Annotated in this window: 18 protein-coding genes and 2 pseudogenes; 16 read left to right on the top strand and 4 right to left on the bottom strand. The window is 42.9% G+C overall.

Annotated elements, in window-relative coordinates; translation table 11 throughout:
* Positions 1 to 229: 229 nt before the first annotated feature.
* A complete protein-coding gene (locus E5355_RS16745) occupies positions 230 to 2305 on the top strand; it encodes a DEAD/DEAH box helicase (protein WP_136011221.1) in 2076 nt (691 codons plus the stop codon).
* Positions 2302 to 2997: a DUF2290 domain-containing protein gene (locus tag E5355_RS16750; protein ID WP_121766747.1), complete on the top strand. Its 696-nt coding sequence runs from the start codon at positions 2302 to 2304 to the stop codon at positions 2995 to 2997. Before E5355_RS16745 ends, E5355_RS16750 begins: the two co-directional genes overlap by 4 nt.
* An 82-nt stretch (positions 2998 to 3079) precedes the next feature.
* Here the strand turns inward: E5355_RS16750 and E5355_RS16755 are convergent, their stop codons facing one another.
* On the bottom strand, positions 3080 to 3865 hold the full coding sequence (locus E5355_RS16755) for a DUF6261 family protein (protein ID WP_136011222.1): 786 nt from the start codon (positions 3863 to 3865) through the stop codon (positions 3080 to 3082).
* 291 nt (positions 3866 to 4156) lie between these two features.
* Positions 4157 to 4624 (bottom strand): HU family DNA-binding protein, encoded by a 468-nt coding sequence (locus E5355_RS16760; protein ID WP_136011223.1) that lies wholly within the window; start codon positions 4622 to 4624, stop codon positions 4157 to 4159.
* Between the two features lie 485 nt (positions 4625 to 5109).
* Here E5355_RS16760 and E5355_RS16765 point away from each other — a divergent pair, with 485 nt between their 5' ends.
* The 3 genes from E5355_RS16765 (at position 5110) to E5355_RS16775 (ending at position 7561) form a co-directional block, all read left to right on the top strand.
* Complete coding sequence (locus E5355_RS16765) at positions 5110 to 5562, top strand: hypothetical protein (RefSeq protein WP_121767263.1); 453 nt, start codon at positions 5110 to 5112, stop codon at positions 5560 to 5562.
* Between the two features lie 11 nt (positions 5563 to 5573).
* Entirely contained in the window at positions 5574 to 6215 is a 642-nt protein-coding gene (locus E5355_RS16770; RefSeq protein ID WP_136011224.1) for a hypothetical protein, read from the top strand.
* Between the two features lie 194 nt (positions 6216 to 6409).
* Positions 6410 to 7561 carry a hypothetical protein gene (locus tag E5355_RS16775; protein ID WP_136011225.1) on the top strand — a complete coding sequence of 384 codons (1152 nt, stop codon included), beginning with the start codon at positions 6410 to 6412 and terminating at the stop codon, positions 7559 to 7561.
* A gap of 105 nt (positions 7562 to 7666) precedes the next feature.
* Here the strand turns inward: E5355_RS16775 and E5355_RS16780 are convergent, their stop codons facing one another.
* Complete coding sequence (locus tag E5355_RS16780) at positions 7667 to 8443, bottom strand: ParA family protein (RefSeq protein ID WP_136011226.1); 777 nt, start codon at positions 8441 to 8443, stop codon at positions 7667 to 7669.
* A gap of 644 nt (positions 8444 to 9087) precedes the next feature.
* Between E5355_RS16780 and mobA the strand changes: the two genes are divergently transcribed.
* The 8 genes and pseudogenes from mobA (at position 9088) to E5355_RS16830 (ending at position 20384) form a co-directional block, all read left to right on the top strand.
* Positions 9088 to 9510 carry a conjugal transfer protein MobA gene (gene mobA, locus E5355_RS16790; RefSeq protein WP_025019042.1) on the top strand — a complete coding sequence of 141 codons (423 nt, stop codon included), beginning with the start codon at positions 9088 to 9090 and terminating at the stop codon, positions 9508 to 9510.
* Positions 9495 to 10763: a conjugal transfer protein MobB gene (gene mobB / locus E5355_RS16795; RefSeq protein ID WP_136011227.1), complete on the top strand. Its 1269-nt coding sequence runs from the start codon at positions 9495 to 9497 to the stop codon at positions 10761 to 10763. Before mobA ends, mobB begins: the two co-directional genes overlap by 16 nt.
* Positions 10764 to 10783: 20 nt before the next feature.
* Positions 10784 to 11489: pseudogene (locus E5355_RS16800) on the top strand (YWFCY domain-containing protein); the annotation flags it as partial.
* Positions 11490 to 12053: 564 nt separating this feature from the next.
* Positions 12054 to 13865: a reverse transcriptase domain-containing protein gene (locus E5355_RS16805; protein ID WP_107032543.1), complete on the top strand. Its 1812-nt coding sequence runs from the start codon at positions 12054 to 12056 to the stop codon at positions 13863 to 13865.
* Between the two features lie 115 nt (positions 13866 to 13980).
* Positions 13981 to 15282 (top strand): annotated as a pseudogene (locus tag E5355_RS16810) (TraM recognition domain-containing protein); the annotation flags it as partial.
* Positions 15283 to 15340: 58 nt separating this feature from the next.
* Positions 15341 to 16672, top strand: a complete 1332-nt coding sequence (locus E5355_RS16815; RefSeq protein WP_136011228.1) for an ATP-binding protein — start codon at positions 15341 to 15343, stop codon at positions 16670 to 16672.
* 335 nt (positions 16673 to 17007) lie between these two features.
* Complete coding sequence (locus E5355_RS16825; protein WP_246866983.1) at positions 17008 to 18279, top strand: DUF3945 domain-containing protein; 1272 nt, start codon at positions 17008 to 17010, stop codon at positions 18277 to 18279.
* A 26-nt stretch (positions 18280 to 18305) separates the two neighbouring features.
* On the top strand, positions 18306 to 20384 hold the full coding sequence (locus tag E5355_RS16830; protein WP_136011229.1) for a type IA DNA topoisomerase: 2079 nt from the start codon (positions 18306 to 18308) through the stop codon (positions 20382 to 20384).
* Between the two features lie 68 nt (positions 20385 to 20452).
* Here the strand turns inward: E5355_RS16830 and E5355_RS16835 are convergent, their stop codons facing one another.
* Positions 20453 to 21289, bottom strand: a complete 837-nt coding sequence (locus E5355_RS16835; protein ID WP_136000165.1) for a helix-turn-helix transcriptional regulator — start codon at positions 21287 to 21289, stop codon at positions 20453 to 20455.
* Positions 21290 to 21386: 97 nt separating this feature from the next.
* On the opposite strand from E5355_RS16835, the gene E5355_RS16840 reads away from it, so the two are divergent.
* The 3 genes from E5355_RS16840 (at position 21387) to E5355_RS16850 (ending at position 23782) form a co-directional block, all read left to right on the top strand.
* The gene (locus E5355_RS16840; RefSeq protein ID WP_135959774.1) at positions 21387 to 21896 is read left to right on the top strand and encodes a nitroreductase family protein; all 510 of its coding nucleotides are present in this window, start codon (positions 21387 to 21389) and stop codon (positions 21894 to 21896) included.
* Positions 21897 to 21904: 8 nt separating this feature from the next.
* Complete coding sequence (locus E5355_RS16845; RefSeq protein ID WP_135959773.1) at positions 21905 to 22582, top strand: type 1 glutamine amidotransferase domain-containing protein; 678 nt, start codon at positions 21905 to 21907, stop codon at positions 22580 to 22582.
* A gap of 315 nt (positions 22583 to 22897) precedes the next feature.
* Entirely contained in the window at positions 22898 to 23782 is an 885-nt protein-coding gene (locus tag E5355_RS16850) for a radical SAM protein (protein WP_135959772.1), read from the top strand.
* Positions 23783 to 23940: the final 158 nt, after the last annotated feature.

The following is a 23940-nucleotide window of genomic DNA, read 5'->3' on the forward strand; positions in this document are numbered from 1 at the left end:
GATAATGAAAATCAGCCACTTGGCCTATTTTATTATACTAAATATTATTTACTAACTCATTTGTTTTCAACGGATTAACTGTAATTTTAACGAAGTATTATTATTTAGAAAACAAACAAAAATAGGATATGATTTTTTATAGATGGAATCTGCTAAATATCAAAAGTTTGTAGTATTTTTGTAGTACTATTATAAACAATTTCTCTTTAACTAAATTTATATAACGATTATGCAATTTATTGGTAATGTTGAAGATATAGAAAAAGATATATTAGCGAATCTAATATATGACAAATTGAGTAGTCTTATATTGGATGAAAAAGCAGTACTTTATTATCAATATCCTTTTTATAGGGGTGATATAAAATCAGATTTTATAGAAGCTAAATTGTTATTAGTTTCTCCGATATATGGTTTGTTCTTTTTTGAAGTAGATAAAAACGAAACTTTTACTGAAGCTATTCAAGATAGAGTTGATACCTTATATAATGAAATAGCTTCAAGAATGTTAAAACATTCTTCTTTACGTAGTAGAAGAAATCAATTAAAATACGAGCTACATTCTGTAATAGTTGGGAATTATGTGCATTATAGTGATGGACAAGAAGAATATATGGTATGTAAAGTGGATGATATTTCTACGCTTATTAATGAGAATAAATTAGATTCTCCAATACCACAAGAAACATTGATTCTCATTGAAAGTTGTATAGATGGGACATCTACTTTGAATCAAAAAAAAGAAAGATCCAATGTACGTCCATTGACAAAAGCAAGTATTTTAAATGAAATACAATCTCATATTGCAAATTTTGATATTGTGCAAAAGAAAATTGCAGAAATTGATATAGATTTGCCTCAACGGATTCGTGGACTTGCGGGTTCTGGTAAAACGATAGTTCTTGCTTATAAGGCTGCAAGATTTCACGCTCAATACCCAGATAAAAAAATTTTATATACATTTTATACAAAATCATTAGCTACTACCGTAAAAAACTTGATAAATAGAGCTTTCAAAAATTATTCAAGTAGTGAACCTGATTGGAATATGATAAAAGTTTGTCATGGTTGGGGTAGTTCTTCATCGGAAGGTGTATATTATAATACATGTATCAATAATGGGTATCAACCGATGACTTTTGCAGAAGCTAGAAGATATAGTGATAATGCATTTGCATATATATGCAAAGAATTATATATGAAAGATATAACAAAAGAATACGATTTAATCTTGATAGATGAAGGACAAGATTTTCCTTCCGAATTTTATCGACTTTGTTATAAATTATGTAATACAAAACGTATTTGTTGGGCGTATGATGATTTTCAAAATATTTTCGATGTTGAAATACAGAATGAACAGAATACGTTTGGCTTTGATAGCTTTGGAAAACCTTATATCGACTTTAGTACAGGAGGAAATAGTTTGCAAGATCAGGTATTAATGAAGTGTTATAGAACTCCTCGCTATTCTTTGATTTATGCATTTGCATTAGGATTAGGTATATATAATGAAAAAATTCTACAAAGATTAGAGAGTAATAAACAATGGGAATCTCTTGGATTTAAAGTCGAAAAAGGCAATTCGCAAACAGGAGATGAAATGATTATATCAAGGCCAGAAGAAAATACTCCTTCATATTCTAATAAAGAATTTACCAAAGACTCTATTAACGTAAAGAAATATGCATCAATAGAAAAAGAATGCTGTAATATTGCGGACGAAATTTCGAGGTGTATTCAAGAACAAGGATTGTTACCAACAGATATTTGTGTCATATGTATAGATAGCAATCGTATTGGCGACTATTTTTCAAATATATCAATAGGATTACGTCAACATGGAATAAATCCTTTCAATTTGTTGAATGCGCCTTATAATAATACAACATTTTTTTCAGAAGGACGTGTTACTTTGTCATCAGTGAACAAGGCTAAAGGAAATGAATGTGGGATGGTTTTTATTTGTGGCATTGATTCAGTATTTAAGAATCCGAATAATGTTGTAATGAGAGATAAGCTTTTTACTAGTATGACAAGGACCAAAGGTTGGTTACATTTAAGCGGTTGTGGAGATGGAATGGAGGCTTTTCTTAGAGAATTAAAGGAAATAGAAGAAAAAAATTACAAATTAGTTTTTATTCAGCCTGATAGAGCAGAAACTAAAAATATAGAAAATGTTAGCAGGGCAACTGATGCAGCTGAACATCACATATTTGAACAAATACGCAAATTGAGAGAATCAGGATTGAAAGATGAAGAAATACAAAAAATAATTAACGGCCTTTTATTTCCAACCAAATGAGTAGTGATACGTCTTATTTACTTCGACTTAATGAAGGTAAGTTATTAGTTGAAAAATGTGATTTGTTAAAAGATGCGATATTGAAGCAAAATAGAAATCGGAGTTGCATTAAAAGGAATATTGAAAATATTGCAGAGTTCAAATCTTATGTGGATGAAATTTTATTTCGTCAAGAATATGATATTTTATTGAAAGACGACTCATTTTTCCAATTTGAAAGAAATATGCGTGGAGATCAAATTGTGTATAAATATGTTTTCATGCAAAATCCTTTGATTAAAATTTCTTTTGATGATTATTGCAAAAAGTATCAAATTGATTTAGAATACGAAGATATTGATTGCATAAAGGATATCTATAACGAAGATGAAAGTGAAGAAGTTTGCAAGATGCTAAATTTTCCTTTATATATAAGATATGACGTTGATGATCGAGGGTATATTCCTAATCTTCATTCTTATTCTCATTTACATATTGGGGTGTCGGAAGATATACGAATTCCTGTATCAAAGATCTTAAGTCCACCAGCATTTGTAAATTTAGTTATAAAAATGGTGTATCCGAGCAATTGGAAACATATCATATCAGCATCTTTAAATGATAGTAAAATATACGATTTTAAAAGGTTATGTGAGAAATTACCGGATAAGTTCTGGAATTCTTGTGAACTTAGAGATGTATTTCTTACATAATTTGTTAAAAGTATAGTGACAAATATAACGGGATCTAAGCATATTTTTATTATTTGTTTAGATTCCGTTAAAATAAATGATTTTACAGTACCGACGGTCTCTCGTCCTCTTCCTTCCTCCTGCCGCCGTTCGTTTGCCGTGCCTTCAGCACTGTCTTCTGGCGGTCGATAATCACATTCACGCGGTCGATGAACGTGGCGTAGGCCTCGTCCCCGTTCACCACGGCAAGGGCGTTGACCAGCCCGGCGAGCGAGCGGTAGGCGGCGTCCGCTGCTTGACGGCTCTCCTTCACGATGCCCACCTGGCGGGCGGCTTCCTCTTCCGTGCGTTGCGAGACGGCGGAGAGGAAGGAGGTTTCGCACGATTCCAGATGTGTGAGCCATGCCTCGAAAGCAATCGTGGAAAGTTTGCCGTTGCCGATGGCTTTCAGGTCTTGCAGGAGGTTGTGCAGGATGCCGCTTTCCTCCGTCTGGGGAAGGGAGGTCGGGTCGCCGTATTTGTCGAAGAGCGTCTTGAACTCCGTGGCGGTGCGGCGAAGGGACTCCGTGGGGTGGGCGGCCATGGCCTTGAGGTAGTTGTTGGCCGCGCGCCAGGCGTTGTCGCGGGCGGCGTCCGCTTCGGCGGCGAGGGCGGTGGAGGGAACGGTGGCGGAGTCTTTCAGGGCGTCGTCGAAGGCATCGACTGCGTTTTTGAAGGTGGCGACAGAGGTGGCTAATGTAGTCGGAGCGGATGCGGCGAGTACGCTGATTTCATCGGGAGAGTCACTGTCTGATACCAAGCTGCCGGTTTCGGCCACGACAAGTTTCAGGAATCCGAAGTCTTCTTCCACCCGGAGGCGGGCGATGTTGAACGATGCAATTTGTTTCATATAGTTTTGGTTTTTAATCATATGCAACAATGCGCTGCATGGACAAATGTAGGATTTTTCTTCCGAACAGGGCAAGAATATGGAGGAAAATGAGTTGGCAGGGGGAAAATAAGCGGAAAAGCGGTGGAAACAGCAGTCTTTGGCACTTATGGGGAAGAAAACGAATTGAAAACCAGGCAGTCGGGGCTTCTTCGGGAAAAGAAGTGCCGGATACCGGGTTTTCGATGCTGGCGGAAGAAAAAAAGCATTGCCGACCGCAATCGCCAGTGCTTTTTCCTTGTCCGGAGGGGATTATCCGAGGGGATTTTCTTCGAGGTCCCCGTCGTTTCCGCTTCCGCCGCTCGGCGTGCTGTCTTCGGCCGTTGCGGGGAGTTCAATCCATTCCAGCGGCTCGGCATCTACCAGCGCGCGGGTGTAGGCGCCGCCGCTGGTACGGGTGCGTTCGGGGATGAACTGCACGCGGACGGCTTGCACTTGTTTCTCGAAATCGAAGTCTGCCGGGTCCTTCACTCTCTTCGTGTCGAGCACGTAGCGGAAGTAGCCCAGCCCCTTGATGTGCACGCTCTTGCCTTGCGACATGCGGGTGTGCATCACGCCGGAGATGTCGCCCAGCACGGCTTGCACGTCCGAGTTGCTTACGGTGGAGATTTTCGAGAGGTCTCTGGCGATGGTTTCGGTTTCGACGGGTTTTCCTTGTACGACGGCTTGGGGGTAATGGACGCCCGTCCGCTTGCTGAATGCTTTCTTCCAAAATGGCATAGGCTTGTTGTGTTTTTAATGGTTTGTAACTTGTTGCTTGTGCGCCCTTCCACAAGGTAGCTACCTTGATGCCGGCTTGGTAGCTATCTTGAGGATGGCTTGGTAGCTACCTTGTGGGGGACGGGGTAAATGTAGGGAGGTTTTGCGGGAATGGCAAGGATTTAAACAAAAAATAGTCTGAATATTATCGGAATAGCGGATTTTTATCTATTTTTGCGAGCGGATGAGGTAACTCGTCCAAAGACATATTAGAAATTTAAGAAGCGTTATGCTCATCTTGTAAGTTGAAAACCTAGGAAATTTTCAAACGAGTACAAGGATTTGCATAGTGGTTCTCACGCTATAGGCGTGGGGCTGCTGTTCCATATCTGTACTCAAGGCTTTCCTAGGGCCATCAACTTAAGACGTGGGCATTTGCAGTTCCACGCTTTTCGTGTTTTTAATGGCCTTCTTTAAAACATTTATTTTTTAAATTATATAGTGATATGGAAGAAGTATATGATCAATTTCCAATTAACCTATTGGAAACAGGAGGTAAAATTGCAAGAGAGCCATTTGGCTTTATGGTACATACCATTAACATTTGGGAAAACCAGCATCGTATTATTAATCAAAGGATAGATGGTGTAATAAAAGGTACAATAACCAATCAAGAGATGCATATTGAATTAAGAAACATCAACTTTAATCAATACATATCGAATAATCTTGTTTTTTTAGAAATATCCTTAAATAAGGACAGAATATTATGGAGCAATGACTTATTTAGCGGTGGATATTCACCAGCAACAAATATCCCCGCATTTCTTTCTCTTTTTTATCAAATGGGAAATTTGAGTAAAGTCCAATTTTCAAACCAAAACTATTTAATTGAATTTTACGGCAATACCACGGGATATGACATCTATGAACAAATAATGAAAGCCTTCGGCATATAAATCTTATGAATATGACAGAAATAGAAATTTTAGCTCAAGAAGCTATAAAAAACATCGAACATAGGAATACCAAAGATACTAATATTTTGTTAGTGAACCTCTACAGAACTGTTCAAGACACTCCGTCTTGCTTACAAACAGTTAATGATTATGCTCTTCTTGGCAAAAGTTTTACACTTATGCTATGTAATCAACTCTCAAACGACATTGACACATTACAAACAATATCCAGTATAGCATATTTATGTTTGTCAAAGGCAATAGAACAACAGCCAAACAATCCCAACTTGTACAAAGACAGATTACTCGTTATGAACATCGGGCATAATGCTTTTAAATATACCATCATGTCCATTTTGAGTCAAGGTATGGACGGCTTTTCAAGTCTAATGTTTCAATCAAGAGCAGATATTCAATCAAGAGATGCAATATGGCAAATGGAATTTTCAGATATGGAGAAACACACATCCATATGTTCATCTTTTCCTTTTTTTGAGGACAGAAGAAAATTCATTATAGACAAAATACAACGGCAATTTTTTCTCCCAGCAAAAACAAAAAACGAGGTAATAGCTCAAGGCGAAGAATTACATGAAAAAACCTATAAATATCTTACAAGAAGAATATTAGTTGAAGAAGATATTGATTTCTGAAAAAGAGCAACTCATTTTTTGAATATTATATAAAACCAATACACCCAGCTTTACCCTGTCAGGTGGTAAAACCGGGTGTAATATTTATAGCTTATTGATTACCAATTATTAATATTTATTGCGAAGAAACTGGGGGATGAACTTACTCCTAAATATCCTTGAAATCTATATCTTTACTGCAAAAAGAAAAATATATGAATAGTTTATTTGATTCATTTGAAAGAACATGTCTCGAATTTGCAAAACACAATGATAATACTTACGAGTATTATAATAACAGCGCACGAACTGATATGTCAAAAGTGAGAGATACTTTAGAGAGATGGTTCTATAATTATCCTGAAGAAGAAAAGAAAGAGCTAAAGAGCCGATTTAAAAAAGATTTTGACTCTTCATTTTATGAATTGTTCTTACATGAACTGTTTTGCAAATTGGGGTATGATATTACTATCCATCCCGATTTACCATCTTCACCGAAGAAACCTGATTTCCTAATATCTAAAGATAATTTGGAATTATATATTGAAGCAAAGGTTGTTAAGGGTAAAACAATGGAACAGGAGGCGTTTGAACGAAAAAGAAATGAATTCTATGATAATCTGAATAAGTTAAACACAAAAGATTTCTTTTTAAATATTGAAGATGTTTGTTTTCTCACCCGGAAACAACCAAGTACAAAAGAGATGATAAAATATATAGAGGAAGAATTAAAAAAAATAGACCCCGAAATATTGAGAGAAGAATTAGAGAAAAATGTAATTGAAAATCTACCGAAGATAGAATATAAGAATAGGGATGTTCATGTCATAGTAAGCCCTATGCCAGTAAGTCCTTCAACAAGAGAGGAGAAAATATGTCCAATAGGCATATATCCAGCAGAAACCTTTTGGGGAGGAGGTGAAGAATCTCTCAAAGAATCGATTGAAAAAAAAGCTAAAAGGTATGGAAAATTGGATAAACCATTTATTGTATGCTTAAATTCGTTAGACATCAGAACATCGGGAAAAATAGACGTTGATAATGCTATTTGGGGAACAGTGGCATTTTCATGGTCGACAAATCCGGAAAGTAAAGATGAGAAATGGATACGACAATTAGATGGCGTATTTTGTGACAAGAAAGGTATGCGACTTAAAAATCTTACAGGTGTTTTCGTTTCTAAAGTATGCCCTCATAATATTCCTGTTGCCAATTATTGGCTCTATGAACATCCTTTTTCCGAAAATAAAATGGATTTCGATAAATTGGGATTAAAATTCAACTATATAAAAGAAGGGAAAATAATCGACAATATAGGCGATGATATAGGTGATATACTTGAAATTCCTAAAGATTGGCTTACATAAATGATTATTGGGAAAAAGCATTTACTTTCCCGATAATCATTTAGATATTCAACTAAAATGGAGTCATACTATTGTAATACGATTCCATTTTTCGTTCTTTCACTATTATTTAATGTAGTACACTATTTCGGTCATCAGTTCTTCCAAGTTGCTTCCCCTTACCAGCGGGTGGCTGGCGGGAAAGAGCGTGGAGCGGAACACCGCCTTTTTATCCGCCACCAGTTCCTTTTTGTAGCGTTTGGTATCGGGGATAAAGGTTTTCATCAGCGGCAGTTCCAGTTCCTTAATGGTTTTGTCATAGACGGTGTAAAGGTCTGTTTTCTCCCGCCCGTCCACCATGTTCCAAAAGAGGTACAGCCCGGCAAGTCGGCAGGCTTCATTCTTCACCAATAGCTTTTGGATAGCCATTGCGAACGACAGGCTGCTTTCCAGCACCACCTTGTCGGCTGAAATGGGGGTGAAGATGTAGTCCATGCCCGCAAGGGAGTTTATCACGCCCTCGCTGTTCACCGTGCCGGGCAGGTCGAAAAAGACAATATCCGGCACGTGTCCGGCGGCTATATGTTCGTCAGCCGTTGCAATCGCCTTTTCAGGCGAACTGCACAATACTGGGTAGGCTTTCTTCCCCAGCCGGGTAAACTGTTCATACGCCATGCGCTTGTAATCTTCATCAGCCCCGACCTGCTCGGCATCCCGCTTGCGCATCCCGGCAATGGAGTGTTGCGGGTAGTCGCAATCAACCACCGCCACATCGTAGCCTTTGAGGTAATAGAGGTAACTTGCCGCCAGCACGGTAAAGGTGGTTTTGCCGACCCCGCCCTTTTGGGTGGAAAAGGCGACATAAAGGGGTGTTTTCTCGTTTTCCATATTGCTTTCGTTCATTATTGGTTGATAGATTTATTTATTGCTTTCAATCAATCCAGCCATATAGCTTTCTTTGTTTCCATATTGCAATCTTGAAAGATTGAAAGACTGTTTTATTTCAATCTTGTTTTCCTGCTTTCATGCTTTCTTGAAATATTGAAATAATGCAATCATGCTTTCTTGAAATCATGCTTTCAATCATTCTTTCCTGATTGGAATATTTCTTTCAATCTTGCTTTCAATCTTGAAATCCGATGCAAAAAAAGGGAGAAAAAACGTCCCCTGAAAACCTTGTCCCGATTTGTCCTGTGCTGTCCCGATTTGTCCATCAACTACCTATTTTACAGTATTATAAATCACCGTTACTTTGCAACGGAGTAACGAACCGCCGGGGGCGCAAGTGTAAAAACGGGCTGGTGAACGCAGGGCTTACCGTTCCACGCTAACCCCAATCCGTCCGTGACGGATTTCGATTTTCGTCAGAAAATTCCGATTAAGTGAGAGCAAAGCGAGCTTGCTCGTTTTGCCGAGCGTGAGGAATTTATAGAAAATAGCAAGGTGTGTTTTGTAGCATACAAAACCGTTTTCCGTGCCTGAAAACGCCTTGCCCCTTGCGGGGGTAAAAATCACTCCGAAGTCGTAATTTTTTAATCCAAAGAAGTATGGAAACAAGAAGAACCAACAAGGGCGGTCGCCCCGCCCTCGCAGACCCGGCGAAGCATCGCCATGTCCTTTACCTGAACGACCGGGAGAACGCCCGCTTCCTCTCGCAGTGGGAGCAGTCGGGCGTCACGAGCAAGTCCCGTTTCATCGCCGCCCGGCTGTTCGGCGAGCCGTTCCGGGTGGTGAAAGTGGACAAGTCGGCGGTAGAATATTGCGCCAAGCTGACCGAATTTTACGCCCAGTTTCGGGCGGTAGCGGTCAATTACAACCAAGTTGTAAAGGCGTTGCATAGCAATTTTTCGGAGAAAAAGGCACTCGCTTTTCTCTATAAACTGGAGAAAGCGACCACCGAACTGGCGGCACTGAACCGCCAAGTTATTGCATTAACCAATGAATGCAAGGAACTATGGTTGCCAAAATAAGCACGGGCGGCAATATGTTCGGCGCACTGGCGTACAACCAAAACAAGGTGGACAGCGAAGACGCAAAGGTGCTTTTCTCAAACAAAATGCTGTTGAGTGAGGACGGGAATTTCTCTATCGGCGAGTGTATGCGCAGCTTTGAAATGCAGATGCCCGTCCAGCTATCCACCAAGAAGCCGATACTTCATATTTCCATAAACCCGCACCCGGAAGACGTGCTGACAGACCAACAGCTTTCCGACATTGCCAAAGAGTATATGCGGAAGTTGGGCTATGGCGACCAGCCTTATTTGGTGTACAAGCATACCGACATCAACCGCCACCATATCCACATCGTTGGCTTGCGGGTGGACGAGAACGGCAGACCGCTGAATGACAGGTTCGAGCATCGGCGCAGCAAGCAAATCACCCGTGAACTGGAGAAGAAATACAACCTGCACCCGGCAGAGCGAAAGGAGCGTGCCGAACGCTCGGAACTTAAAAAGGTGGACTATGCCGCCGGGGACGTGAAACACCAAATCGGCAATACCGTGAAAGCGGCTTGCTATGGCTACCGCTTCCAGTCGTTCGGGGAATACAAGGCTTTGCTTGCCGCTTACAACGTGTGCGCCGAGGAAGTCAAGGGCGAGATAAACGGCAAGCCCTATCAGGGCATTGTCTATTCCGCCATGAACGACAAAGGAGAAAAGGCGGGCAACCCGGTAAAGGCTTCCTGCATCGGCAAGTCGGTGGGTTATGAAGCGGTACAGCGCAGAATGGAGAAATCGGGCGAAGCAATCAAGAACGGGAAACTGAAAGAGCGCACCCGGAAGATTGTCGCCACTGCCATGCAGACCGCCCGCAGCCGCAAGGAACTGGAACAACAGCTAAGGAAGCAGGGCATTGACGTGGTATTCCGTCAGAACGACAGCGGGCGCATCTATGGCGTTACGTTCATCGACCACGACAGCCGGGTGGTGCTGAACGGTTCACGCTTGGGCAAGGAGTATTCGGCGAACGTGTTCAACGAACGTTTTTCGGGCGAAACCGGAAAGATGCACCAGCCCGAAGTGGAAACACAACAGCGGGAACAATCCACGCATCAGGAACAGCCGGAGTTCACACCGAAATCCGACATCGTTTCGGGCGTGGCTTCCGTGTTGGGTACTTTCGGCGGATTGCTGGGCGGCGGTGCATCAGGCGGTGACGAGCCGCAGGACACCGCCCGCCAAAAGAGAAAGAAGAAAAAGAAGCGCACAAGGCGCATCGACTAACTTAAAAAAACATTACAATCATGCAACAGGAAGATGATTTGAGAGGGCTTGCAAGGGTCATGGACTTTATGCGGGCTGTCAGTATTCTATTCGTGGGAATAAACGTGTACTGGTTCTGTTACTCCACCCTGAAAGAATGGGGAGTGACCTTTGAAGTGATAGACAAGATACTGTGGAACTTCCAGCGCACCACCGGGCTGTTCTCGTCCGTCCTTTGGACGAAACTTTTTGCGGTGGTGTTCCTCGCCCTGTCGTGCATCGGCACTAAGGGCGTGAAAGAGGAAAAGATAACGTGGACGAAGATACATTGCAGCCTTGCGGCTGGTGTCGTGTTGTTTTTCCTGAACTGGTGGTTGCTGGAACTGCCACTGCCACACACGGCAGATGCCGTGTTTTATATCGCCACGCTGTCGGCGGGCTATATCTGTATGCTCATGGCGGGTACGTGGATGTCCCGGTTGTTGAAAAACAACCTCATGGATGATGTCTTTAATACCGAGAACGAAAGTTTCCAGCAGGAAACAAGGCTTATCGAGAACGAGTATTCTGTAAATCTGCCGACCCGGTTCTACTATAAGAAGAAGTGGAACAACGGCTATATTAACGTTGTAAACGTTTTTTCGCGCGAGCATCGTGTTAGGAACGCCGGGCAGCGGGAAGTCATACGCAGTAGTAAATAATTACATAAAACAGCAAATCGAGAAAGGTTTTGCGCTCTACCTGTATGGTGCGCCAGTCAAGGTAGTGTCTTAATCGTCCCTTTGGCAAGGATTAGGCAAGTGTTCTTTGAAAATGACCTATCATCACCGACTTATCTGTCCAACGAAAGACGGCAGGGAGTGTAGCACGTCGGTACAACTATAAGTCAGTTAGTTACCAAACTGCGACTGAATAGCGATGATAAGACAAGTATGAGGGTAAAGCCCGAATTGGTTGAATGATAATCTAAGTGGTCCGTGTAGTAGGCTATGACGTAAGGTAACTATGGAAACAACCACAAGAAGTTTCAAATCGTCATACTGCATCACTCTCTTTGCAGTCGTAGCGTAGGGAGAGCAGGAACTTGGTGCAGCGCAACTGTAATATACAGGAACAGGTGGAAGTCATACCCGACAACTTGTCAAGCCAATAGTTAAGGCACTATAAACTGGGATTGCCTAAACTGTCAGCATCCGCTGACAGCATGGTAACGGAGTCTCCGCAGTAGTCCGAGCGAGGGAAAGCTTCGTACATGGCGAAGGGAGACAGTGGAGATTTTTAATACAATTAATGAATGAAGTGTGAGACTTTATGAGAAATTCAACAAACGTATTAAACAGTCTATACAAACATTGCAAGGACTTGGATTACAAGTACGAGCGTCTGTATCGTATTCTTTACAACAAGGATATGTATGCTGTCGCGTACCAACGTATTGCCCCTAAGCAGGGTAATATGACGGCAGGCACTGACGGCAAAACCATTGACGGAATGAGCATCGAGCGCATTGACAGACTGATAGAGTCATTGAAAGATGAAAGCTATCAGCCAAAACCGTCAAGGAGGGAATATATTCCCAAGAAAAACGGTAAAATGCGTCCACTCGGCATACCATCTATAGAGGACAAACTGTTGCAGGAAGTGGTGAGGATGATTCTTGAGGCAATCTACGAGGGACAGTTTTCTGATTGTTCCCACGGCTTCAGACCTCAAAGAAGTTGCCATACCGCAATGGAACAGATTTCAAAGTCTTTCTGTGGAGCCAAATGGTATATCGAGGGCGATATTAAAGGATTTTTTGACAACATTAATCACGATGTCATGATTAAAATCCTTGAAAAACGCATTGGCGACTGCCGTTTCATCCGATTAATCCGTAAGTTTCTCAACGCAGGTTACATTGAGGATTGGCAATACTTCAAATCTTATGACGGAACACCGCAGGGTGGAATCATAAGCCCGATACTTGCCAACATATATCTTGACCAGCTTGACAAATATATGGAGGAGTATGCCTCAAAATTCGACAAAGGTGTACGCAAGGAGGTGAGCAAACTATACAGACACTACCAACGTAAGAAAGGACGTGCAAAAGTAGCTCTTAAGAAAGCCAAGACCGCAGAGGAACGAAACGAGGCTCTTCGCCTCGTCAAGATGTATGACAGTCTCATGATGGTGACTCCTGCGAAAAACGAGGGAGACACCAATTACAAACGATTGAAATACGTTAGATACGCAGATGATTTCCTATGTGGCGTGATAGGCTCTCGTGAGGATGCAATCAAGATTAAAGCGGACATAAAAGAATACCTTGAATCCAAATTAAGATTGGAATTATCCGAAGAGAAGACCCTTGTCACCTACTCAAATAATCCTGCGAAGTTTCTCGGCTTTGAAATCCGAAACAGAAAATGTGCGGAAACACGCAGAGACACACTCGGTAGAAAGAAAAGGTCTCGGAATAAAACGGTTGAGATTCGTATCCCTAAAGATACGGTCAAGAAAAAGCTTCTCGATTATGACGTTGTGGAAATAAAGAAACACAACGGTAAAGAAATCTGGAAGCCGAAAGCAAGACCCGAACTCAACTTTAACGATGACCTTGAAATTCTTCAAAGATACAATTCTGAAATAAGGGGTTTCTACAACTATTTCGGAATTGGTGTCAACTGCGCTAAGCAGATGAACAATTTCGGATACATTATGGAATACAGCATGTATAAGACTTTTGCCGCAAAATATCGTAGCAAGGTTACAAAGATATGTCGCAAATACAAGAAAGACGGCATTTTCACCGTGAGCTACCAAGGCAAGAAAGGAAATACTATCGAAGCTAAATTCTATAATGGTGGCTTCAAAAGGCTAAAGCCATCAAAGGACAGTAGAATTTCCACTCTGCCGAACTTCATAATGCACACAAGCACCACAAGCCTGATGGACAGGCTTAAAGCACAAAAGTGTGAATTATGCGGGGCAACCGACAGACTCGAAATGCATCATGTAAGAAAACTCAAAGGACTCAAAGGAAAAGAGCCTTGGGAAAGAATGATGATTGCACGTAGAAGAAAAACGATTGCACTGTGCAGTAGTTGTCATAAGAAAGTTCACAATGGCAAGGCATAGACTGAATATCAAAACGGAGAGCCGGATACGCTGGAAGGTGTACGTCCGGTTCGGAGGCGAGTATTTGGAAACCGGTCATGATTATATGACACGGCGCCGGGTGCTTAGCCTACATTATAAGTTTCCTGACCTTTCGGAAATCGCTTACAATCATTTGCTTAACCACTTGGACGGCTACAAGGTCAAGCCGAAATTTTACGTTATCAACTTTGACGACCCCCGCAAGAGCCACCGATGCAACCCGATAAACGCCAGCTTCATGTCGGACATTGCGGATGCTTATGAAGCCAGCTACACGATAATGCTTAACCTCAATCGCTCTTGGATAAGCAAGCAGGGCGACTTCTTCGTGGAAAGCCCGATTATTCTTTTGGCGGCTATAATTTGGTATCTCCGTATCTATCAGGGAGGTAAGTATTGCACGTTCCCCCATGCCATTGAACTGTTGAACAAGAAATACGCCGATGTATTCACCATTTTGCGCAGCTACCCCGAACTGGAAAATTATCTTTCTCCGTTCGTGGACGCATGGGAAAGTTCGGCAGTTGAACAGTTGCAGGGGCAGATAGCCAGTGCGAAAATCCCGCTTTCAAGGATGATTTCACCCGCTCTTTACTGGGTAATGACAGGTGATGATTTCTCGCTGGACATCAACAACCCGAAAGAGCCTAAAATTTTGGTTGTCGGCAACAATCCTGACCGCCAAAACATCTATTCGGCGGCACTGGGATTATATAATTCCCGTATCGTGAAGCTGATAAACAAGAAAGGTCAGCTTAAAAGTTCGGTGATAATAGACGAGCTGCCAACGATTTATTTTCGTGGGCTTGACAACCTGATTGCGACCGCCCGAAGCAACAAGGTTGCGGTTCTGTTAGGCTTTCAGGATTACAGTCAGCTTACCCGTGATTACGGGGACAAGGAAAGCCGGGTTATCCAAAATACTGTGGGTAACGTGTTCAGCGGTCAGGTGGTCGGTGAAACGGCGAAAATCCTTTCCGAGCGTTTCGGAAAGGTGTTGCAGAAACGACAGAGCATGACAATCAACCAGCGGGAGAAATCCACCTCGATAAGCACCCAAATGGACAGCCTGATACCCGCCAGCAAAATATCCAACCTCACGCAAGGTATGTTCGTGGGTGCTGTGGCGGACAATTTCGATGAACGGATAGAGCAGAAGATTTTCCACTGTGAAATCGTGGTGGACAATGAAAAGGTGAAGCGGGAAACCGCCCGTTACGTGAAGTTGCCACGGATAATCGACTTCACCGACAAGGACGGCAACGACCGGATGCAGGAGGAGATACAAGCCAACTGTGACCGCATCCGTCAGGAAGTCCGGCAGATAGTCGAGGACGAGATAACCCGGATTAAGAACGACCCGGAGCTATGCCACTTGATAAAAGAGGAAGAATAACCGATATTCTTTCCTGACAGACAGTATTTTTACTAATTTTGCAGACAAAGAAATGATTATGAACGAAAACCAAAATACGGAATGGAAAGAAAGCTGGCGTGACGAGTATCTGAAATGGATATGCGGCTTTGCCAACGCCACAGGCGGCAAGATATATATAGGTATGAATGACAACGGCAAAGTAGTCGGCGTTGCCGATGCCGACAAACTGCTGGAGGACATACCGAACAAAGTGCGTGACGTGCTGGGTATCATCGTGGACGTGAACCTGTTGGAAGAAAACGGGCTGAAATATATCGAGATTGACGTACCGCCTTATTCCAATCCTATCAATTATAAAGGTCAGTACCACTATCGCAGCGGTAGCACGAAACAGGAGTTGAAAGGTGCGGCGTTGAACCGTTTTATCCTGCAACGTACTGGCAGGCATTGGGACGAGTTTCCCATAGAGTGGGCAGGCATAGAGGAACTTTCCCCCAACGCATTGAACCGTTTCCGCAAGGAAGCGGCGAGAAGCGGGCGTGTGGACGAAGATGTGTTGAAAGATACTACCGAAAACCTGTTGCACGATTTGCGGCTGATTGACACCCAAACCAACCGCCCGACCCGTGCCGCCTTGCTGTTGTTCCACCCCGACCCGGAACGGTTTGTAACCGGGGCTTATATCAAGATAGGTTTCTTCCGGGATGATAAGGGTAACTTGGAGTTTCAGGACGAGGTTCACGGCTCTTTAATGGAGCAGGTGGATAAGGCAATGGATTTGATAAAGACCAAATACCTGACTTACCGCATTTCATACGAGGGCATTTCCCGGCGTGAAACACCGCAGTTCCCGGTGGAAGCTATTAGGGAATCACTGATGAATTGTGTGGCACATAAAGACTATGCCAGTGCCGTACCCATTCAGATTAGCGTGTTTCCCGACCATATCACCTTTTGGAACGCCGGGCAGTTGCCGGAAAGCTGGACGACCGAAAAACTTTTTGAAAGCCACCCGTCCTCTCCCTATAACCCGCTAATCGCCAACGCCTTTTTCAGAAGTGGGGATATTGAAAGCTGGGGACGTGGCTACAAGCGCATCTTGGAAGCTGTCAGCGCATACAAGTTGTTGCCGCCCAAACTTGAAATGTTAAGCGGTCTGATGATTACCTATTATACCGATATACGTTCGCAGCTATTGGCGCAGCGGGTGGATGAAAGGTTTATACCCATTATTGAGTATGCCGCCCAAAATGGGAGTATAAATAATTCAGATGTGCAGAATTTGTTAAATACCAGTAAAACTACTGCTTATCGAATTTTGTCGCAACTGGATAACTGGCTGGAAATACAAGGAACAACAGGAAAAGGCACTCATTATACACTTAAAGGGTTCACAAAGGGTTCATAATTGAATGTTTTTGCTTTTATAAAATGCAGAACTTCCTGTTTAACAAGTATTTGAAAAACCATTAAAAGGGTTCACAAAGGGTTCATCGAAAGAGAGTGAAATCAATCACTCTCTTTTTTTATGCCCTTTTCAATTCTGCAACCAATGGTTGCGGAATTTCATCCCACCCGGACAAATCGGGACACCGCAGGACAAATTCGGACAGCCCTTGCCGCCCGTCCAAATATAGCATATTTAGTCGCTACCTTTGGGCGGGACTATTCCCGTAACCACTAAAATTCCAATTATTTATGGCAAACAGAATGACCCCGCCCGCAGAGGGGTAGGAAAAAGACGTGCTGCTGGTCTTGGATAAACAGCAGGGCAAGGTGAGTGCCGTTAAGGGTATCGACAAGGAGGCTAATTTGCAGACCGTGCCGCCGACACACGGCGGCGAGTTCATGCAGGTGGACAAGAACAGCGATGTGTTCAGCAATTTCATTTCCAATTTCTTCCGCAAGTTCCAGGACACTTCCGGGCTGGAACTGTTCAGTGTCAAGGCTTCCGAAGCGGAGCAGAACGCAAAGGCAATCGAGGACAACCACCGCAACCCGACACCGGAGGGTGACAAGCGGGCTGAAATGCTTCGAGTTCCGAAGCCCGATTTCCACGAGTTCAAGCAGGGCTACCGCTTCGACCCTGCAAAAATCGACTGGGAGAACCTGAAAAAAGTCGGCATCACCGCCGACACCCTGAAAAACACGAGGGACTTCGACCGGGTGATGCGTGGCTACAAGTCCCGCAACACCTACACCGTTTCGGGAACGGTGGGCGGCTTCTACCTCAAACCTACCGATGTCAAGCTGTCTTTCTATCAGGCTAAGGACGGCACGGTAGTACCCAAGCTGCACGGCGTGCAGCAGGACGAGAAACTGTTGCAACGCCCGTTCCATGAACACGGGTTCACCAAGCAGGAACAGGGCAACTTGCAAGGCACTGGCAACTTGGGCGGCATCGCTGAAATCAAAGACCCGAAAAGCGGCGGGCAAATCCCCGTGTTCGTCAGCCGGGACAGGTACACGCACGAACTGGAGTATATGCGGGCTGACAAGTGGAAATGCCCCGACACCATTTGCGGCGTGAAAGTCAGCCCGGAGCAGAAAGCCGCCTTTGAAGCCGGGCAAGCGGTGAAAATGGAAAACCTGCAATTCAGGGACGGCACGAAGCGCAGTGCCTATTTGCAGGTCAGCGCAGTGGAGCGTGGCTTGGAGTTCCTGCCGAGGTCTGCCGTCCAGTTCTTGCAGCAGGGACAGCAGCTCGCAGAACAGCAGGTAGCCGGGTTAAAGGACGGCAAGGGTGTTGAGTTCAACGGTCATGTGCAGCCCGGCGCACAAGGCAAATCCCCCGACAAGGTACAACCAAAAGACGTTACCCCCGCCGCCGAGAGCCGGACGCAGGTAGCGGTCAATTCGGAGGGCAAGACCAACGAAGCCACCAAACAGGGCAAAGAGCCGCTGAAACAGGGTCAGGACAAGCCCACCGCCAAGCAGAAAGAGAAGCAGGAGAAAGCGCAGGACAAGAGCCTGAAAGCGGACAAGCCCAAGAAGTCCAGAGGAATGAAAATGTAATATCCACCATTAAAAAGTAAAGAATTATGATTGCATTGATAGCAGAGAAGCCCAGCGTGGCAAAAGACATCGCACGCATCATCGGTGCGACCCAGCGTAATGACGGTTATCTTTCCGGCAACGGGTATATGGTGACATGGGCGTTCGGCCACTTAATCCAGCTTGCCATGCCGGAAGCCTACGGCGTGGCGAACTTCCGCCGGGAGAGCCTGCCCATACTGCCGCCCGATTTCCAGCTAATCCCCCGTCAGGTGAAAGCGGAGAAAGGCTACAAGGCAGACCCCGGCGTGCTGAAACAGTTGAAAGTGATAAAGGAAGTGTTCGACCAATGCGACAAGATTATTGTCGCCACCGATGCCGGACGTGAGGGTGAGTTAATCTTCCGCTATATCTTCCATTACCTGAACTGCCGGAAACCATTTGTGCGCCTGTGGATAAGCAGCCTTACCGACAAGGCAATCCGTGAGGGGCTGGATAACTTGCAGCCGGGAGAGCGTTACGATAACCTTTACCTCTCTGCCAAGTCCCGCAGCGAAGCGGACTGGCTGATAGGGATAAACGCCACCCAAGCGTTGAGCGTAGCCGCCGGGCAGGGTGTGTTCTCGCTGGGCAGGGTGCAGACACCCACGCTCGTGATGATATGCAGCCGCTATTTGGAGAACAAGAATTTCGTACCCGCCAAGTTTTGGCAACTCAAAGCGGCGACTGCCAGCGGGGGAATAAGTTTCACCGCCCAATCTACCGCCAAGTGGGAACAGCAGCCCGAAGCCATAGCCGCCCTGCAACGGGTAAAGGATGCCGGGCAACTTGTGGTTAAATCCGTTGAGAGGAAAGAAGCCTGCCAAGAATCGCCGCTTCTGTACGACCTTACCACGCTGCAAAAGGAAGCGAACACGAAGCTGAACTTCTCGGCTGACAAGACGCTTTCCATAGCGCAAAGCCTGTATGAAAAGAAAGTGATGTCCTACCCGAGAACCGGAAGCCGCTATATATCGGAGGACGTTTTCGATGAAATGCCGGAGCGTGTCGCCCTGCTGGGGCAATACCCCCGCTTTGCCGGGTATGCCGCCGGGCTGGACGGCACACCCCTGAACCGCCGTAGCGTGAATGACGGCAAAGTGACCGACCACCACGCCTTAATCGTTACCGAGAACCTGCCCGGCGAACTCTCCAAAGACGAGCGGGCGGTTTACGAGCTGGTAGCCGGGCGTATGCTGGAAGCCTTTTCGGGCAAGTGCGTGAAAGACGTTACCACCGCCATATTGTCGGCTGGAGATACCGACTTCACGGTAAAAGGGGCTGTGATGAAAGTAGCAGGCTGGCGTGCCGTGTTCGGCGAGCAGGAAACGGGCGGGGACGAAGAAGCCGCCAGCCTGCCGCCACTTCAAGAGGGCGAAAGCCTGCCGATTTCCAACGTGGAACTGTTGGAGAAGCAGACCAAGCCGAAACCGCTGCACACGGAAAGCAGCCTGCTTGCGGCAATGGAAAACGCCGGAAAGGAACTGGAAGATGCCGAACTGAAAGCCAGCCTGAAAGATGCCGGGATAGGCACACCCGCCACCCGTGCGGCGATTATCGAAACGCTGTTCGCCCGCCAGTACATCGTGCGTGAGAAGAAGAACCTTGTGCCTACCGACAAGGGGCTTGTCGTTTACAAGATAGTCAGGGACAAGAAGATTGCCGATGTCGAAATGACGGGTATGTGGGAAACCGCCCTTTCCAAGATAGAAGCGGGCAGTATGGATGCCGACACGTTCCGAAAGGGTATCGAGGTGTACGCAACGCAAATCACCACAGAACTGCTATCGGTGCAGCTATCTGTCGCTACTGGTGAAACCTGCCCCTGCCCGAAATGCGGCAACGGGCGCATCCTGTTCTACCCGAAAGTGGCGAAGTGTTCCAACGTGGACTGCACGCTAACCATATTCCGCAACAAGTGCGACAAGCAGCTTTCCGACAAGCAGATTATCGAGCTGGTGACGAAACGCAAGACCGGGCTAATCAAGGGCTTCAAGGGCAAGAACGGCAAGGCTTTCGATGCTTCGCTGGTGCTGGACGAACAGTTCAATATCGGTTTTTCATTCCCCGAAAAGAAATGGAAATAAAATAATTGGCATGAAATACTATCTTATAATGCAAAATAACAAGTATTTATGTGAAAATAAAAGAGCTATTATAAATTCATTTTCCTAAATTCAGAGGGGATAATACCTTTATATTTTTTAAATAACTTGTTCAAGTGGCTTTCATCTGTAAAGCCCAATTCTGTAGCAATTTCATTAATTCTCATTTCGCTATGCAGCAATCTGTTTTCTATTAGTTTTAATTTATAATTGATTATGTATTGCTGCATAGTTTCATTGGTATGTTTTTTGAAATAGCGTCCTAAATAATTTTGCGAGATACCGAAATGCTGACTAATGACATCAGCTTTTATCATATTAGGATTATATATATTGTTTTGGATATATTGTAATATATCCAATGTCTTTTCTTCTGAACGTTCATCTATTTTTTCAGGTAGATATTTGGCTATATTACGGGTAACGATAACAATTAATGTATTGATTAATTGGTGTATAAGTTCTTTATTGTACAAATCCCGGTTTACATGTTCTCTTATAAGAGCTTCTATTATAGCTTTTACAAGGGATTTGTCTGCAATATTTTTTAAAATACAGCCTGGTTGATGATTGGCGTGTTGAAGAATAAATTCTAAATTCTTGATGTTTGTAGCTCCAAAGAAGTCAGAATGAATATATATGTCATTGAAACGGATGAAAAGGAATTTTGTAGTGGTATGAATATCAAAAGAATGGCAATCTTGAGGGGTTATTAGAAACATATGTCCTTCATGATAATTAAATTTACTGTTATTGATACATTGTAAACCTACTCCTGAAAGAATGTAAACTAATTCAAAAAATGTATGTTCATGCTCTTTAAGAGGAGATTCTTCGAGCTCTTTTACGCTGATTTCAAACGGCTGATGTAGATTTTCTTTTTTCATGTTGCAAATATACTGTATTTAGGAAAATATATACTAAAAGTAGGTGAGGAATATGGTATAATTTTGCTCCGAAATAATTATTTAATTTATATAAGTTATGAATTTCTTAGAATTAGTAAAAAAACGCCATTCTGTTAGGCATTATGCACAGCAAGTGGTAGAAAAAGAAAAACTGGACTACATTTTGGATTGTGCTCGTTTGGCACCTTCGGCAGTCAATAAACAACCGTGGACATTTATTGTAGTACAGAGCGATTCCCAAAAACAGAAATTAGCTAAGTGCTATCCGGCAAAATGGTTTACGGAAGCTCCTGTATATATTGTTGTCTGCGTAAATACTGATATTGCATGGAAACGACAGTTTGATAATAAAAACCATGCTGATATTGACGGGGCTATAACTACTGAGCATATTTGTTTAGCAGCAGCAGAACAAGGGTTAGGAACTTGTTGGGTATGCAATTTTGATGTTGCGATGTGTAAGGAAAATCTTGATTTAGAAGCATATATTCAACCTATAGCAATAATTCCCATTGGCTATCCAATTAGCAAAGAACATCAACTATCTACGAGAAAAGAAATTAATGAAATTGTTTCATATATATAAATTAGGAAATGAAAAAGAAGATATTATTTGTTGTTACCAGTCATGATAGATTAGGAAATACCAATAATCCAACAGGTTATTATTTATCAGAAGTAAGCCACCCTTGGTCTGTTTTGATAAGTGCTGGGTATGAGATAGATTTTGTAAGTCCCAAAGGTGGTAAAGCTCCAGCAGAAGCAGTCGATTTGACAGATGAAATAAATAAAGCGTTTTGGGAAAACTCGGTTTATCGATTTAAAATAGAGCATACATTAAATCCCAAAGAAGTTAATCCAGTAGAATACATTGCAGTTTTTTATGCTGGGGGACACGGAGTTATGTGGGATTATCCTAATAATCAAGATTTAGGAAGAATAGCTCAAACAATTTATGAAAATGGGGGTGTTGTAAGTGCTGTCTGTCATGCGCCAGCAGCTTTATTGAATGTAAAATTATCAAATGGAGAACTATTAATCAAGGGTAGAAAAATAAATAGTTTCACGAATGAAGAAGAAAAATTCCTTAATACAGATTCAATAGTACCATTTATGCTTGAAACAGAATTGAAGAAACGTGGATGCCTTTTTGAGAAATCGGGATTGTGGGAGTCACATATCACAATAGACCATCGTATTATAACAGGACAAAATCCTCAATCTGCTTTGGGAGTAGGAAAAGCAATTTTGCAAGAATTGACCAAATCATGATTATATTAAAAGTTTGCTTGTCATCAAAATAATTGATGTTTGCAACATATAATAATTAAACGATGAGTAGTTGCGCCCGGTATCCCGCCGGGCGCATTTTCAAAAAACTTTTCGTTTTTTTTCTGTTATAACTTCCTAATATACAAAAAGAGTTACCTTTTTGTAACCATCTTACTGTCTTGTAACTTCTTTTTTTATACTAAGTATATTTATATCTTTGCAATCGAAAAAGATACTTAATATATCATGTTTACCGCATTGGTATATTTGTTTTGGTGTCTTAACAATACATTATTAACTAATAAAAAAAGAATTATGCACTACACTGGAACTATTTGGCGACCGCCTTACGAAGCATACTCAATGCTCATTCAAGTAACAGCTGGATGTACTCACCATTCCTGTAAATTTTGTACTTTATACGAAGATTTGCCTTTCAAATTTAGGTTATCACCAATTGAAGAGGTAAAATCGGATTTAAAGGAAGCAAGTTATTATTATAGACATGCACGAAGAGTATTTTTTACAGGTGCAAATCCATTTGTGCTTAGTGTGAATAAGCTTAAAACACTTGCGAAAATGGTACATCAATACTTCCCTGCTTGTCAGAGTATAGGGTGTTTTGCACGAATTACGGACATTACCCCTAAATCTGTTACAGAATTAAAAGAATTGCGGAAACTCGGATATGATGGAATTACAATTGGAGTTGAAACCGGATATGATGAATCTTTGATTTTCATGAGAAAGGGATTTCTGTCAAAGGACATCATTGAGCAATGTAAGAAGTTAGAAGAAGCAAATATTACCTATAACTTCTTTTATTTGACAGGAATTTATGGTAGTGGAAAAGGCAAGATGGGTGCAAAGGTAACAGCCGAAATTTTCAATCAACTTCATCCGCAAATAATTGAATCTTCAATGCTTACAATTTATCCGACTTCGGAACTGTATAAGGAAATACAGGCTGGTAACTGGAAAGAAGAAACTGAAATTGAGAAGTTGGAGGAAATGAAGACTTTGATTGAAAATCTTAAAATTGATGCTCGATTTGTAACGGATGGGGCGTCCAACTTAATTCAGGTTAGAGGCAATTTGAAAACAGATAAACAAAAAATGATTGCTTTTCTAAAACAACAAATAGCAGAGCAAGACGAAGCTTATTTGAGAAGCTATCGTGAAAATCTGCCACATTTATAAAATCTATCTAATGAAAGCGGATATTAGAGTTATAGTAAAAGGTGTTCAGCAATATGCTGATTATATTGACGAGATAGTGACTAATGCTATTGGAAAATATTCTATTTAAGTTTCGCAAGTCAGCATGAAAGTTTATAAGAGGGTATAAAAGAAGGCAT

Source organism: Bacteroides muris (ex Afrizal et al. 2022), from assembly GCF_004793475.1.
Classification (GTDB): Bacteria; Bacteroidota; Bacteroidia; order Bacteroidales; family Bacteroidaceae; genus Bacteroides; species Bacteroides muris.

Excerpts from the sequence above, each read along its gene's own strand:
- E5355_RS16815 (WP_136011228.1), top strand. The coding sequence starts at position 15,341 with ATGAACGAAAACCAAAATACGGAATGGAAAGAAAGCTGGCGTGACGAG.
- mobA (WP_025019042.1), top strand. The coding sequence starts at position 9,088 with ATGGAAACAAGAAGAACCAACAAGGGCGGTCGCCCCGCCCTCGCAGAC.
- E5355_RS16780 (WP_136011226.1), bottom strand. The coding sequence starts at position 8,443 with ATGAACGAAAGCAATATGGAAAACGAGAAAACACCCCTTTATGTCGCC.
- E5355_RS16830 (WP_136011229.1), top strand. The coding sequence starts at position 18,306 with ATGATTGCATTGATAGCAGAGAAGCCCAGCGTGGCAAAAGACATCGCA.
- E5355_RS16770 (WP_136011224.1), top strand. The coding sequence starts at position 5,574 with ATGACAGAAATAGAAATTTTAGCTCAAGAAGCTATAAAAAACATCGAA.
- E5355_RS16765 (WP_121767263.1), top strand. The coding sequence starts at position 5,110 with ATGGAAGAAGTATATGATCAATTTCCAATTAACCTATTGGAAACAGGA.
- E5355_RS16760 (WP_136011223.1), bottom strand. The coding sequence starts at position 4,624 with ATGCCATTTTGGAAGAAAGCATTCAGCAAGCGGACGGGCGTCCATTAC.
- E5355_RS16805 (WP_107032543.1), top strand. The coding sequence starts at position 12,054 with ATGAGAAATTCAACAAACGTATTAAACAGTCTATACAAACATTGCAAG.
- E5355_RS16845 (WP_135959773.1), top strand. The coding sequence starts at position 21,905 with ATGAAAAAGAAGATATTATTTGTTGTTACCAGTCATGATAGATTAGGA.
- E5355_RS16750 (WP_121766747.1), top strand. The coding sequence starts at position 2,302 with ATGAGTAGTGATACGTCTTATTTACTTCGACTTAATGAAGGTAAGTTA.
- E5355_RS16840 (WP_135959774.1), top strand. The coding sequence starts at position 21,387 with ATGAATTTCTTAGAATTAGTAAAAAAACGCCATTCTGTTAGGCATTAT.
- E5355_RS16775 (WP_136011225.1), top strand. The coding sequence starts at position 6,410 with ATGAATAGTTTATTTGATTCATTTGAAAGAACATGTCTCGAATTTGCA.
- mobB (WP_136011227.1), top strand. The coding sequence starts at position 9,495 with ATGGTTGCCAAAATAAGCACGGGCGGCAATATGTTCGGCGCACTGGCG.
- E5355_RS16835 (WP_136000165.1), bottom strand. The coding sequence starts at position 21,289 with ATGAAAAAAGAAAATCTACATCAGCCGTTTGAAATCAGCGTAAAAGAG.
- E5355_RS16755 (WP_136011222.1), bottom strand. The coding sequence starts at position 3,865 with ATGAAACAAATTGCATCGTTCAACATCGCCCGCCTCCGGGTGGAAGAA.
- E5355_RS16745 (WP_136011221.1), top strand. The coding sequence starts at position 230 with ATGCAATTTATTGGTAATGTTGAAGATATAGAAAAAGATATATTAGCG.
- E5355_RS16850 (WP_135959772.1), top strand. The coding sequence starts at position 22,898 with ATGCACTACACTGGAACTATTTGGCGACCGCCTTACGAAGCATACTCA.